Annotated in this window: 8 protein-coding genes; all 8 read left to right on the forward strand. The window is 43.5% G+C overall.

From position 1 onward, the window contains the following. The 8 genes from sdhD to sucD all read left to right on the forward strand — a co-directional run bounded on the left by sdhD (position 1) and on the right by sucD (position 12,796). Positions 1 to 405 (forward strand): succinate dehydrogenase, hydrophobic membrane anchor protein, encoded by a 405-nt coding sequence (gene sdhD, locus CZ794_RS12105; protein ID WP_087042185.1) that lies wholly within the window; start codon positions 1 to 3, stop codon positions 403 to 405. A gap of 359 nt (positions 406 to 764) precedes the next feature. Further along, the gene (gene sdhA / locus CZ794_RS12110) at positions 765 to 2,615 is read left to right on the forward strand and encodes a succinate dehydrogenase flavoprotein subunit (RefSeq protein ID WP_087041856.1); all 1,851 of its coding nucleotides are present in this window, start codon (positions 765 to 767) and stop codon (positions 2,613 to 2,615) included. A gap of 210 nt (positions 2,616 to 2,825) precedes the next feature. After that, entirely contained in the window at positions 2,826 to 3,536 is a 711-nt protein-coding gene (locus CZ794_RS12115) for a succinate dehydrogenase iron-sulfur subunit (RefSeq protein ID WP_087041857.1), read from the forward strand. Between the two features lie 918 nt (positions 3,537 to 4,454). Further along, on the forward strand, positions 4,455 to 7,340 hold the full coding sequence (locus CZ794_RS12120) for a 2-oxoglutarate dehydrogenase E1 component (protein WP_087041858.1): 2,886 nt from the start codon (positions 4,455 to 4,457) through the stop codon (positions 7,338 to 7,340). A gap of 142 nt (positions 7,341 to 7,482) precedes the next feature. Next, positions 7,483 to 8,724, forward strand: a complete 1,242-nt coding sequence (odhB, locus tag CZ794_RS12125; protein ID WP_087041859.1) for a 2-oxoglutarate dehydrogenase complex dihydrolipoyllysine-residue succinyltransferase — start codon at positions 7,483 to 7,485, stop codon at positions 8,722 to 8,724. A 261-nt stretch (positions 8,725 to 8,985) separates the two neighbouring features. Continuing rightward, the gene (lpdA, locus tag CZ794_RS12130; protein ID WP_087041860.1) at positions 8,986 to 10,440 is read left to right on the forward strand and encodes a dihydrolipoyl dehydrogenase; all 1,455 of its coding nucleotides are present in this window, start codon (positions 8,986 to 8,988) and stop codon (positions 10,438 to 10,440) included. Between the two features lie 157 nt (positions 10,441 to 10,597). After that, complete coding sequence (sucC, locus tag CZ794_RS12135) at positions 10,598 to 11,764, forward strand: ADP-forming succinate--CoA ligase subunit beta (protein ID WP_087041861.1); 1,167 nt, start codon at positions 10,598 to 10,600, stop codon at positions 11,762 to 11,764. Positions 11,765 to 11,920: 156 nt separating this feature from the next. Next, positions 11,921 to 12,796, forward strand: coding sequence for a succinate--CoA ligase subunit alpha (gene sucD, locus CZ794_RS12140; RefSeq protein WP_087041862.1), 876 nt, complete (start codon positions 11,921 to 11,923; stop codon positions 12,794 to 12,796). Positions 12,797 to 12,850: the final 54 nt, after the last annotated feature.

A 12,850-nucleotide genomic window follows, 5' to 3' on the forward strand; every position in this document is an offset into this window, starting at 1 on the left:
ATAAAAAATAATTCAGGAATCAAAAGTGCCACTGGTCTGACAGGATCAGGTTCTCGTGATTGGATAGTACAACGTATTAGTGCTGTCGTTTTGGCTGTTTATAGTGTGGTATTACTGGGATTCTTTTTGACTCATGGTAATGTCACTTTCATTGAATGGTCATCATTTATGACAAGCCTTCCTATGCGCTTATTTAGCTTGGTAGCTGTACTGGCGCTAGCTGGTCACGCTTGGGTTGGCATGTGGACAGTATTCACTGATTACATTACGTCTGGCAAAATGGGCGAAAGCGCACCAAAACTACGTTTGGTATTACAGACTTTAATGATTATCGCCATCTTAGTGTTTCTATTTTGGGGCATCATGATTTTTTGGGGTACAGGCTTTAACGCTGTTGCAGTGTAATTGCGAAATTATTACCTTTTAATATCTATAAACCATAACGAGCGAATGTAGAAAAATTGCCTGCTGTTAGTCCAGCAAAAAGTCGCTCGTTCGTAGCCAAAAATAGTCATAGCATTGGGCTGATGCTGGTTTGACCAAGGACTTAGATCATAAAAAACTAAGTCGATACAAGGTTAAGCAAACGTAGCCTAATATAACGATAGATATGCGAATTAAGTGGTCAAAGGTTGTTTGTAACATCTGCTTGAATAGTGACATGTATTGACCAAGTATAAAGATAATTGATTTGGTAATGACATGATGTTCAAAATAGCCTTTTTATTTACTTTTAAGCATTAACAGGCATTAGGAAAACCGTAATGGCAACTAGACAAGATAACACCATTAGTAATATCAAGACTCTAAACTATGATGCAGTCATCGTTGGTGGTGGCGGCTCAGGTATGCGTGCTTCACTACATTTGGCTGAATCAGGCATGAAGGTTGCGGTCCTGACCAAAGTATTCCCAACACGCTCACATACAGTTGCAGCACAGGGTGGTATTGGTGCAAGTTTGGGCAACATGAGCAATGACAACTGGCACTTTCACTTCTATGATACCGTCAAGGGATCAGACTGGTTGGGTGACCAAGACGCTATCGAATATATGTGCCGTGAAGCGCCAAAAGTGGTTTATGAGCTTGAGCACATGGGTATGCCGTTTGACCGTAACGAAGATGGCACGATTTATCAGCGTCCATTTGGTGGTCATACCTCAAACTATGGTGAAAAAGCCGTTCAACGTGCGTGCGCCGCAGCTGACCGTACTGGTCACGCATTGCTACATACGCTGTATCAGAAAAACTTAGAGCAAGGCACTGAGTTCTTTATCGAGTGGATCGCACTTGATTTGATCAAAGATGAAGCGGGCAACATCAACGGTGTCATCGCCCTTGAGCAAGAGACAGGTACTGTGGCGGTATTTCAGTCACCAGTCACTGTGCTAGCTACAGGTGGCGCAGGTCGTATCTTTGCAGCTTCTACCAACGCTTATATCAACACTGGCGACGGTATTGGCATGGCAGTTCGTGCTGGTATCCCACTACAAGATATGGAATTCTGGCAATTCCACCCAACGGGCGTTCATGGTGCAGGTGTACTATTGACGGAAGGTTGCCGTGGTGAAGGTGCTATCTTACGTAACAAAGATGGCGAAGCCTTCATGGAGCGTTATGCCCCAACCGTAAAAGACTTGGCACCGCGTGATCTAGTATCGCGTTCTATGGATCAAGAAATTAAAGAAGGCCGTGGTTGTGGTCCTAATGCCGATCATATCGTAATGGATATGACGCATTTAGGGGTAGAAACCATCATGAAGCGTCTACCGTCAGTATTTGAGATTGGCAAAAACTTCGCCAATGTCGATATCACCAAAGAGCCAATTCCAGTTATCCCAACGATTCACTATATGATGGGTGGTATTCCAACCACTATTCATGGTCAGGTGATTGTGCCAGATCTAGAAGCGGGTACTGATGAAGACGGTTTATATGCTCATGGTAACGTGGTTCAAGGGCTGTATGCTATCGGTGAGTGTGCTTGCGTAAGCGTCCACGGTGCCAACCGTTTAGGTACTAACTCACTACTTGATTTGGTCGTATTTGGTCGTGCTGCTGGTAAGCACATCGTTGATGAGTTCCATCAAAACGATCACAACTACAAACCCCTTGATCCTCATGTACTTGATATCACAGTTGGCCGTTTAGACAAATTGCAGCAATCAACGTCAGGCTACAATGCACAAGATGTTGCTGATGAAATTCGTGCCATCATGCAAGCGCATGCGAGTGTGTTCCGTACACAAGCTATGATGGACGAAGGTGTTGAAAAGATTTTAGCACTGAGTGATAAGATTGAAAAAATTCACTTGGGTGATAAATCACAAGTATTCAACACAGCACGTATTGAAGCGTTTGAAGTTGCAAACTTATATGAAGTGGCAAAAGCAACGATGATATCAGCCGCAAAACGTCACGAAAGTCGCGGCGCGCATAGCGTATCTGATTATGATCGTCCAGAAGATGATGATTATGCACCAAATGGCCGTAATGACCATGAATGGATGAAGCATACTTTATGGTATTCTGAAGGCAATCGCGTTATCTATAAGCCAGTTCGCAAAGTACCATTAACGGTTGACTATATCGAACCGAAAGTTCGTGTCTATTAATTTTAGACCACGCTTTTGACGTATTAGCACCGTATAAACGTTTTATCCTTTATTAATTTATTAAAAGGTGACCGCCAGCTACATGCTCATGCCAGCACTATCCTGTGATCAACCAGTGCTCATATCGATTATGAGTACTGATCAACAGTTAGCGCCATTATGTTGCAATCTTTGTATGCCCGCCATCACCTATGTGTGGAGTTTAGCATTATGAGCCGAGGTACTCGCACCATCGAAATCTATCGCTACGATCCTGATGTGGACGCAGCACCGCGCATGCAGACTTATACGATTGAGCTATTAGACTCAGATCGTATGTTGCTTGATGTGTTATTACGCCTAAAAAAGGAAGATGAAACCATCACCTTCCGCCGCTCTTGCCGTGAAGGTATTTGTGGTTCTGATGGCGTTAACATCAATGGCAAAAATGGTCTTGCATGTCTAATCAACATGAACACGTTGCCAGAAAAAGTCACTGTTCGCCCATTACCTGGTCTACCAGTGGTTCGTGACTTGGTTGTAGATATGAACCAGTTCTACGAGCAATACGAAAAAGTACATCCGTACTTAATTAACGATCAGCCAGCACCGCCGACAGAACGTCTACAGTCTCCTGAACAGCGTGAGAAATTAAACGGTCTATACGAATGTATCTTATGTGCTTGTTGTTCAACCAGCTGCCCATCATTCTGGTGGAATCCTGACAAGTTCCTAGGTCCATCAGCACTGTTGCATGCCTATCGTTTTGTGGCGGACAGTCGCGATTCGGATACACAAGCGCGTTTGGCGCGTTTAGACGATCCGTTCAGTCTATTCCGTTGCCGCGGAATCATGAACTGCGTATCGGTTTGTCCAAAAGGCTTGAATCCAACCAAAGCGATTGGTCATTTACGCAGTATGCTTATTGACCAAGCAGGTTAATGATCTGTTGATATGAGGCTTTTACATCTATAGCACAAAAAACACCATCCAATTATTGGGTGGTGTTTTTTATTGAATATATGCCAGAACCAGATGGGGCATTAAGATAGATTACAGAAACGAAGATAACGTTGAGACAGGCAGGTTAAGGGTGTACTTACAATACGTTGGTCGTATGTAAATAAAGGCGAGCAATCTATATAATTACTGTAAGAAAAACGCATTCACTAAGAGATATTGGCTAAGTTAAATGTTAGAATAGCGCATGAGTTTGCGAGTTGACTGCTTGTAAGAGGCTGAGTCCCTTATGACCAAATATCTCGTTTGAATACAACTCAAAAAAATAACATTATATGATGATACACAAAGAGTGATATCAGATATTCATTAGCTAAATGTTTAGTATTGAACAAACAAACTATGGCTAAAAAGCTAGGCATGTTATTCTATGCAGCAATGTATGTTTGCCCGATAATAATAAATATAACAGAAATATCAAAGAATATTCGCGTCATTAGCGAATTTTTTGTTGGCTAAAATTGCTGAGTATTCAGCCATACCTTGTTATTCAGACAGATACTAAGCTATTGGTTATGTCTGAAAATAGTATATATAAATTAATGTTGTGGAACGAGTCGGATAAGAAAACTGAACGTTCACAAATAATTATTTTTTAATAGCAGTATTGAAATGATGGCGGTCATTACTATTTAGCAGATCTTGTTATCTTAACTAATGCCCTCAGATTTTTATGACGATAAGCAATTTTTATCGAATGATACTGTTTTATCGTACGGTACTATTTTATCGCACGATATTAGATGGTATCTGACACAGTGTCAAACTGGTCAATATAAGACAGATTTCACAAGAATAAGCACGATTCCATTCATTTATCTATCAAAATAGACGATTATTATGAATAGTATAACTAAAGAAGCAGTGAGTCTCGACCATACAGAACTGGCTGCTGACAACGCCAGCTATGTAGAAGCGCTTTATGAGCAATATCTCAATGATCCTAGTAGTGTAGATCAAGATTGGCAAACGTATTTTGAACAATACAGATCGCCAAACGACGCACCGCACAACGCTATTAAAGATCAGTTTTTATTGCTTGCCCGCAATCAAACCGCCAACAAAGGTAGTGCTCAAACTACCGATTCAAACGTCAATAATCCTTCTGACTGCGCTGATCCAAAGCAGATGGGTGTTCAGCAGCTGATTTCTGCTTATCGTCGTCGTGGTCATCGCCGTGCTAAGCTTGATCCGTTAGATCTACATCCACGCGCAGAAGTGGAAGATTTGACGCTTGCTTATCACAACTTGTCAGACGCGGATCTTGATACTGTATTTCCTACCAATGATTTAAATATTGGTAAAGATGAAGCCACATTGCGTGAAATCATCGAGATCATGGAGCGCGTATATTGCCGTTACATCGGTATTGAGTATATGCACGTAACCACCAGCAAAGAAAAACGCTGGATGGAGCAATATTTAGAAAGCAATCTGGGTTACATCAAGTTTGATAAAGAAAAGCGTTTATCTATCCTTGAGCGCCTGACAGCGGCTGAAGGCCTAGAAAAATATTTGGCACGTAAATACACGGGCGTTAAGCGTTTCGGTTTAGAAGGCGGCGAAAGCTTTATCCCTGCTATCAACGAAATCATCCAACGTGCTGGTCATTATGGCACCAAAGAGATGGTCATTGGTATGGCTCACCGTGGTCGCCTAAATCTACTGGTGAACATTTTAGGTAAAAATCCTGCCGATTTGTTTGACGAATTTGATGGTAAAGTGCAGCCAGAAAAAGGCTCAGGTGACGTTAAATACCATAATGGTTTTTCGTCCAATGTGATGACCCCAGGTGGTGAAGTGCATTTGGCGTTGGCATTTAATCCATCGCATCTTGAAATCGTAGCCCCAGTACTACAAGGGTCAGTGCGTGCGCGTCAAGTTCGCCGTAATGATGAGCCTTTAATGGAGCATACCGATGGTAACTCAGTATTGCCAATCGTTATCCATGGTGATGCCGCATTTGCTGGTCAAGGCGTGGTTCAAGAAACATTCCAAATGTCACAGACCCGTGCTTATACCACAGGTGGTACGGTACATATCGTTATCAATAACCAAGTTGGTTTTACCACTAGTCGTCAAGAAGATGCTCGCTCAACTGAGTATTGTACTGACGTTGCAAAAATGGTCCACGCGCCAATCTTGCACGTAAATAGTGATGATCCTGAATCTGTTGTATTTGCCGCTCAATTGGCCTTGGATTATCGCCGCGAGTTTGACAAAGACATTATCATTGATTTGTTCTGTTATCGCCGTAACGGTCATAACGAAGCAGATGAGCCTTCAGCCACGCAGCCATTGATGTATGCTGTGATCAAGAAGCTACCAACTGCTCGTACTATCTATGCACAGAAACTTATCGAAGACGGTATCTTAAGTGCAGATGAAGAAAAACAGTATGAAGATGATTATCGTGAGTCGTTAGATCGTGGTGACTATGTTGCCAACTCGCTAGTTAGCGAGCCTAACGAAGCATTATTTGTCGATTGGAAACCGTATCTCGGCCATGATTTGGTTGACGAGTGGGATACCAGTGTCGATATTGAGAAGCTCAAAGCTTATGGACGCCGTATGGCTGAAATGCCAGAAGGCTATAAGTTACAGCGTCAGGTTCAGAAGGTAGTAGAGCAACGCTTAGCCATGCAAACTGGTGAAGAGCCACTGAACTGGGGTGCAGCTGAGACATTGGCTTATGCATCATTAGTAGACAACGATGATGTACTGGTCCGTATTACTGGCGAAGATGTCGGCCGTGGTACGTTCTCACATCGTCATAGCGAAATCTATAATGTCAACGATGGCAGCATGTATGTGCCATTGGCTCATATGAGTGACACGCAAGCCCGTTTTGCTACTTATAACTCATTGTTATCAGAAGAAGCCGTATTGGCTTTTGAATATGGTTATGCAACGACCGTACCGAACGCATTGATCGTTTGGGAAGCGCAGTTCGGTGATTTCGTCAACGGTGCACAGGTAGTGATCGATCAGTTCATCGCCAGTGGTGAGACCAAGTGGCAGCGCGTTTGTGGTCTGACTATGTTATTGCCGCATGGCTTTGAAGGTCAAGGCCCTGAGCATTCATCAGCACGTCTAGAGCGTTTCTTACAGCTGTGTGCTGAAGACAACATGCAAGTGATTACGCCAACCACGCCTGCACAGATTTACCATGCGCTGCGTCGTCAGGCTGTACGTCCAATTCGTAAACCATTGATTGTCATGTCACCGAAAAGTTTGTTACGCCATAAGTTGGCAACGTCGAACTTAGAAGAGCTTGCTAATGGTAAGTTTGAAACCGTATTGCCAGAGATGGACGATCACAACGCAGACAAAGTGACTCGTATGGTCTTATGTGGTGGTAAGGTTTACTACGATCTATTAGAACAGCGTCGTGCATTAGGTCTCGATCATGTTGCTATTGTCCGTATTGAGCAGCTTTACCCACTACCAGAAAAACGTTTGATTGCTGAGATTGAAAAGTATAGCAACTTGGCAGAGATCGTATGGACGCAAGAAGAGCCGCTTAATCAAGGCGCTTGGTATTATTTAGCACCGCATATGTTCCGTATTGTCGTACCGCACCCAACCAAGGCGAAAGTCATGGAGCCGGTGGCACGTCCTCCTAGTGCAGCACCTGCGACAGGCTCACCAAAGATACATGCTCAGCAGCAGCAAGCGTTGATCGCTGGTGGACTTGGCATCAGTGTTGATGAGTTATCTCAGTAACAGATTATCTAATTGAAAGATTATATAAGATAAATGAATCAGGCGATAACAGTCAGCACAATGTAATTTTATCCAGCGTGGTGCTGACTGCTTATCACGACTTAATAATAAGTATGAATATCCAAATCTAAGGAGTATATCGATGGCTGATATCAAAGCCCCCGTTTTTCCAGAATCGGTTGCCGATGGCACAATCGTTGAATGGCATGTTACTGAAGGTCAGCAAGTAAATCGTGATGACCTATTGGCCGAAATCGAAACCGATAAAGTCGTATTAGAAGTGGTAGCGCCTGATAATGGCGTTGTGACTAAAATCGTTAAACAAGTAGATGACACGGTATTGTCTGACGAGCTTATTGCTGAATTCGAAGCGGGTGCAAGCGCCAGTACAGATTCTGCTCCAGCTGTAGATCCAGATCAACCAGCCGCACCAGTACAAGCAAAGCAAGCCGCTGATGGTGGCGAGCCTGTGCAAGTGACAGATAAAAAGAACGAAGATGATCACAAAGATCAAAGCCCAGCAGTTCGTAAAGCAGCAAAAGAAAGCGGCGTAGATCCTAAAGAAGTTGAAGGTAGTGGTCGCGGTGGCCGTGTTACCAAAACAGATATGGCAAACCCAACGTTGAAAGCAGACAGTAGCATCAAGTCTGATAGCGGTCGTCCAGTTGCTGAATCAGCAGGTGAGCGTACTGAAAAACGTGTCCCAATGACACGTCTTCGTAAGACAGTGGCAAATCGTTTGCTAGCAGCATCTCAAGAAACCGCGATGCTAACGACGTTCAACGAAGTTAACATGAAGCCGTTGATGGATATGCGTGCTAAATATAAAGACCAGTTTGAAAAACGTCATGGCGTACGTTTAGGCTTTATGTCATTGTTTGTAAAAGCTGCGACAGAAGCACTCAAACGCTTCCCAGCCGTAAACGCTTCACTAGATGGTGATGACATTGTTTATCATGGCTTCTATGATATCGGTGTTGCCGTATCATCAGATCGTGGCCTAGTCGTTCCTGTATTACGTGATACCGATCGCATGAGCATGGCAGATGTAGAGAGCCGTATCCGTGAGCTTGGCGGCCTTGCCCAAAAAGGTAAGCTTGGTATCAGCGATATGACTGGTGGTACGTTCACAATCTCAAACGGCGGTGTGTTTGGCTCATTGATGTCAACGCCAATTTTGAACCCACCCCAAACCGCTATCCTAGGTATGCATGCAATCAATGACCGTCCTATGGCTGTTGATGGTAAAGTTGAAATCTTACCAATGATGTATCTCGCACTTTCTTATGACCATCGTATGATTGATGGTAAAGAAGCGGTGCAATTCTTAGTAACGATCAAAGAGCTGGTTGAAGATCCAGCCATGTTACTACTAGACTTATAAGCTTCTAAGCTTGTATTGGCAAACGCTGATACAAGCTTTTTAACTTTAGTATCAATGTTGGGCAAGGTAGTTAATAAGCTGTATATCGATTGGCATATCAAAGCAATCTGGTCATCAGTATTGAGTATTTATTAACGAGTAAGAGCATAATCTGCCGTCATAGTGTATTAACTATGATTGGGGTCTGCCTTTTATCCATTGATAACAAAGCCCACAGTTTGAATAATACATAAACTTAGAATTGAAAAATAGGAACGTACTATGAAAGACAATTATGATTTAGTCGTCATCGGCGGCGGTCCTGGTGGTTATGAAGCCGCTATCCGTGCAGGCCAGTTGGGTATGAGCGTTGCTTGTATCGAAAAACGTGTTTATAAAGGTGAGCCGGCGCTTGGCGGTACTTGCTTAAATGTGGGTTGTATCCCATCAAAAGCCTTGTTAGATAGCTCACATCGTTATGAAGCGACCAAACATGATCTACAAGAACATGGTATCACTACTGGCGACGTAGCCATTGATATCGAGCAAATGATTGCCCGTAAAGAAGGCATTGTTAAGCAATTAACAGGCGGTGTTGCTGCATTATTAAAAGGCAATGGTGTTGATTGGCTACAAGGCTGGGGCACATTGGTTGATGGCAAGGGCACTGATAAAAAAGTCAAATTTACTGCTCTAGAAGACGAAAGCGAAACCACGATTACTGCTAAGAATGTCATTCTTGCGGCAGGTTCTGTGCCTATCGAAATTCCTGTTGCCAAAACTGACGGTGATCGCATTGTTGATTCTACTGGCGCTCTTGACTTCACAGAAGTTCCTAAGCGTTTAGGCGTTATTGGTGCTGGTGTGATCGGTCTTGAGCTTGGTTCAGTATGGCGTCGTCTAGGTAGCGAGGTCGTTGTATATGAAGCCCTTCCAAGCTTCCTTGCCGCAGCTGACAAAGACATTGCTAAAGAAGCTGGCAAAATGCTAACAAAGCAAGGTCTTGATATCCGTGTAGATACTAAAGTAACCAATGCTGAAGTGAAAGGCGACCAAGTGGTTGTCACTAGCGAAAGCAAAGGTGAGTCATCTGAAGAAAGCTTTGACAAACTTATCGTTTGTGTTGGCCGCCGTGCCTACGCCGAAAAACTACTTGGCGATGACAGCGGTATCACGTTGACTGAACGTGGTCTGATCGATGTCAATGATCAGTGTAAAACCAACCTTGACGGTGTTTATGCGATCGGTGATTTGGTCCGTGGTCCTATGCTTGCGCATAAGGCAATGGAAGAGGGCATGATGGCGGTTGAGCGTATTCATGGCGAAAAGCCTCAAGTGAACTATGATACCATTATCAACGTTATCTATACGCATCCAGAAATTGCATGGGTTGGTTTGACTGAGCAAGAAGCTGAGGAAGCAGGCTATGAAGTTAAAACCGGCTCATTCAATTTAGCGGCTAACGGTCGTGCATTGGCGCAGAGCGAAGCTCAAGGTTCTATCAAAGTTGTTGCTGACGCCAAAACAGATCGTCTATTAGGGATGCATGCTATCTCTGCGGGCGCGGGCGATATCGTCCATCAAGGCATGATCGCGATGGAGTTTGTCTCTAGTATCGAAGATTTACAGCTGATGACGTTTGCTCATCCAACCATTTCAGAAGCAGTGCATGAAGCTGCTCTGTCTGCTGATGGCCGTGCTATTCACGCCATTCAGCGTAAAAAGCGTAAGAAATAAGTAGTTATTTTAATAAGTACCGACTTATAACCTGATTGTGGCAGCGCTAGCATAGCGGTTGCTACGATCATAAGTGCGTCAGACATACGTTAAATATGTATATACGACGCACTTGTTTTCACTTTTTATTAATTGTAAAAAATAAAGGATACAATCAATGAATCTACATGAGTATCAAGCAAAAGAGCTATTAAAGAGCTACGGACTGCCTATCCAGGAAGGTATTATTGCCCATAACGGCGACGAAGCTGCCGCTGCTTTTGATAAGACACCAACTGACATCGCGGTTATCAAAGCACAGGTACATGCAGGTGGTCGTGGTAAAGCGGGTGGTGTAAAACTGGTTAAGACTCGTGAAGAAGCCAAGCAAGTTGCTGAAGAGCTTATCGGTACTAACCTAGTAACGTTCCAAACAGATGCTGACGGTCAGCCAGTTAACTTCGTATTGGTTGCAGAAGATATGTATCCAGTACAAACTGAGCTATATCTTGGCGCAGTGGTTGATCGTGCAACTCGTCGCGTGACTTTCATGGCATCGACCGAAGGCGGTGTGGATATTGAAGAAGTGGCTCACAACACGCCAGAAAAAATCTTCAAAGTACACGTTGATCCTTTAGTTGGTCTACTACCTTTCCAAGCGCGTGACGTTGCGTTCAAGCTAGGCCTAGAAGGCAAGCAGATCAATCAGTTTGTTAAATTAATGACTGGTGCTTATAAAGCATTTGTTGAAAATGACTTTGCTTTGATGGAAATCAACCCATTAGCAGTCCGTGAAAACGGCGAAATCGTTTGTGTTGATGGCAAAATCGGTATCGACTCAAACGCCCTTTATCGTCTGCCAAAAATCGCAGCGCTACAAGACAAAACGCAAGAAAATGAGCGTGAGCTTAAAGCCGCTGAATTTGATCTAAACTACGTTGCTCTAGAAGGTAACATCGGTTGTATGGTCAACGGTGCTGGTCTTGCCATGGCGACCATGGATATCATCAAATTGTACGGTGGCAAGCCTGCTAACTTCTTGGACGTTGGCGGCGGTGCAACCAAAGATCGCGTTGTTGAAGCGTTCAAAATTATTCTAGAAGACAGCAGTGTTGAAGGTGTTCTTATCAATATCTTCGGCGGTATCGTACGTTGTGACATGATTGCAGAAGCCATTATCGCTGCTATCAAAGAAGTTGACGTAAAAGTACCGGTGGTTGTTCGTTTAGAAGGTAACAATGCTGAGAAAGGCGCACAGATCTTAGAAGAGTCTGGTTTGAAGCTTATTTCTGCTCAAGGCCTATCTGACGCTGCTCAAAAAATTGTCGATGCTGTTAAAGCCTAAGTTTTTAAACATAGGTCTTTACACATAAACGTTTAGAAATAAACGCTTAAGCATAGTAGTCAAAGCGTGATAAAAGCTTGTTGGCATAAAAATAGATCATTGATCAATAAGCCATCAAGTGATTATTACAAGACAACCGAATACAAGGAAAACATAATGAGTGTATTAATCGATAAAGATACCAAAGTATTGGTACAAGGTTTTACTGGTAAAAATGGTACGTTCCATTCTGAGCAAGCCATTGAATACGGTACAAAAGTTGTTGGCGGCGTAACCCCAGGTAAAGGTGGTCAGACTCACCTAGGTCTACCAGTATTCAACACAATGGCGGAAGCCATGGAAGCCACTCAAGCGGATGCTTCTGTTATCTATGTACCAGCACCGTTCGTACTAGATTCTATCATCGAAGCAGTCGATGCAGGCGTTAAATTGATCGTTGTGATCACCGAAGGTGTTCCAACGCTTGATATGCTAAAAGCCAAGCGCTATCTTGAATCAGCGGGCGATGTGCGTCTTGTTGGTCCTAACTGCCCAGGTGTCATCACGCCAGGTCAATGCAAAATCGGTATCATGCCAGGCCACATCCATCAGCCAGGTAAAGTGGGTATCATCTCACGCTCTGGTACATTGACTTATGAAGCCGTTGCTCAAACAACTAAGCTTGGTTTTGGTCAGTCTACTTGTATCGGTATCGGTGGCGATCCTATCCCTGGTATGAACCAGATTGATGCGTTGAAATTGTTCGAAGCTGATCCACAGACTGAAGCGATTATCCTAATCGGTGAAATCGGTGGTACTGCTGAAGAAGAAGCAGCTGCTTATATCAAAGACCACGTCACTAAGCCAGTCGTTGGTTATATCGCTGGTGTTACCGCTCCAGAAGGCAAGCGTATGGGTCATGCTGGCGCTATTATCTCTGGTGGTCAAGGTACTGCTGAAGAGAAATTCAAAGCCTTTGAAGATGCTGGTATCGCATACACGCGTGACCCATCTAAACTTGGTGAGAAGCTAAAAGAAGTTACTGGTTGGTAATATAGCCATGAGCTTATTAACTACTAAAACTGTATTGTAATATCAAGAAGACAC

Source organism: Psychrobacter sp. JB385, from assembly GCF_900163785.1.
Lineage (GTDB): Bacteria > Pseudomonadota > Gammaproteobacteria > Pseudomonadales > Moraxellaceae > Psychrobacter.

Bases quoted from the DNA above. Each gene is read 5' to 3' on its own strand.
- CZ794_RS12115 (WP_087041857.1), top strand. From the start codon at position 2,826: ATGAGCCGAGGTACTCGCACCATCGAAATCTATCGCTACGATCCTGAT.
- CZ794_RS12120 (WP_087041858.1), top strand. From the start codon at position 4,455: ATGAATAGTATAACTAAAGAAGCAGTGAGTCTCGACCATACAGAACTG.
- lpdA (WP_087041860.1), top strand. From the start codon at position 8,986: ATGAAAGACAATTATGATTTAGTCGTCATCGGCGGCGGTCCTGGTGGT.
- sucD (WP_087041862.1), top strand. From the start codon at position 11,921: ATGAGTGTATTAATCGATAAAGATACCAAAGTATTGGTACAAGGTTTT.
- sdhA (WP_087041856.1), top strand. From the start codon at position 765: ATGGCAACTAGACAAGATAACACCATTAGTAATATCAAGACTCTAAAC.
- sucC (WP_087041861.1), top strand. From the start codon at position 10,598: ATGAATCTACATGAGTATCAAGCAAAAGAGCTATTAAAGAGCTACGGA.
- odhB (WP_087041859.1), top strand. From the start codon at position 7,483: ATGGCTGATATCAAAGCCCCCGTTTTTCCAGAATCGGTTGCCGATGGC.